This window comes from Streptomyces sp. NPDC056503 (assembly GCF_042794995.1).
In the GTDB taxonomy this organism is placed as follows: domain Bacteria; phylum Actinomycetota; class Actinomycetes; order Streptomycetales; family Streptomycetaceae; genus Streptomyces.
The window spans coordinates 1,855-3,468 of record NZ_JBHTST010000257.1 but is presented as its reverse complement, the minus strand read 5'-3'; the positions used below and the strand labels follow the sequence as shown (position 1 = coordinate 3,468).

Genomic DNA, 1,614 nt, shown 5'->3' with positions numbered 1-1,614 from the left:
GGGCTCGATATTGGGCGTTTCAAAGCGGGTACCGGAATATCAACCGGTTGTCCATCGACTACGCCTGTCGGCCTCGCCTTAGGTCCCGACTTACCCTGGGCAGATCAGCTTGACCCAGGAACCCTTAGTCAATCGGCGCACACGTTTCTCACGTGTGTATCGCTACTCATGCCTGCATTCTCACTCGTGAACCGTCCACAACTCGCTTCCGCGGCTGCTTCACCCGGCACACGACGCTCCCCTACCCATCACAGTCCCCGTTGGGGGTATGTACTGCAATGACACGACTTCGGCGGTACGCTTGAGCCCCGCTACATTGTCGGCGCGGAATCACTTGACCAGTGAGCTATTACGCACTCTTTCAAGGGTGGCTGCTTCTAAGCCAACCTCCTGGTTGTCTCTGCGACTCCACATCCTTTCCCACTTAGCGTACGCTTAGGGGCCTTAGTCGATGCTCTGGGCTGTTTCCCTCTCGACCATGGAGCTTATCCCCCACAGTCTCACTGCCGCGCTCTCACTTACCGGCATTCGGAGTTTGGCTAAGGTCAGTAACCCGGTAGGGCCCATCGCCTATCCAGTGCTCTACCTCCGGCAAGAAACACGCGACGCTGCACCTAAATGCATTTCGGGGAGAACCAGCTATCACGGAGTTTGATTGGCCTTTCACCCCTAACCACAGGTCATCCCCCAGGTTTTCAACCCTGGTGGGTTCGGTCCTCCACGAAGTCTTACCTCCGCTTCAACCTGCCCATGGCTAGATCACTCCGCTTCGGGTCTAGAGCGTGCAACTCGATCGCCCTGTTCGGACTCGCTTTCGCTACGGCTTCCCCACACGGGTTAACCTCGCTACACACCGCTAACTCGCAGGCTCATTCTTCAAAAGGCACGCAGTCACGACCCACTGGGTAAACCCAGTGAGCGACGCTCCCACGGCTTGTAGGCACACGGTTTCAGGTACTATTTCACTCCGCTCCCGCGGTACTTTTCACCATTCCCTCACGGTACTATCCGCTATCGGTCACCAGGGAATATTTAGGCTTAGCGGGTGGTCCCGCCAGATTCACACGGGATTTCTCGGGCCCCGTGCTACTTGGGTGTCTCTCAAACGAGCCGCTAATGTTTCGTCTACGGGGGTCTTACCCTCTACGCCGGACCTTTCGCATGTCCTTCGACTACATCAACGGTTTCTGACTCGTCCCGCCGCCGGCAGACGACGGAAGAGAGATCCCACAACCCCGCATGCGCAACCCCTGCCGGGTATCACACGCATACGGTTTGGCCTCATCCGGTTTCGCTCGCCACTACTCCCGGAATCACGGTTGTTTTCTCTTCCTGAGGGTACTGAGATGTTTCACTTCCCCTCGTTCCCTCCACACTGCCTATGTGTTCAGCAGTGGGTGACAGCCCATGACGACTGCCGGGTTTCCCCATTCGGAAACCCCCGGATCAAAGCCTGGTTGACGACTCCCCGGGGACTATCGCGGCCTCCCACGTCCTTCATCGGTTCCTGGTGCCAAGGCATCCACCGTGCGCCCTTAAAAACTTGGCCACAGATGCTCGCGTCCACTGTGTAGTTCTCAAGCAACGACCAGCCACCCATCACCCCGCCACAAA

General features: G+C 57.6%; 1 rRNA gene. It reads right to left on the bottom strand.

From position 1 onward, the window contains the following. Positions 1-1,549: ribosomal RNA gene (locus ACFQ8C_RS36775) — 23S ribosomal RNA — on the bottom strand; the annotation flags it as partial. Positions 1,550-1,614: the final 65 nt, after the last annotated feature.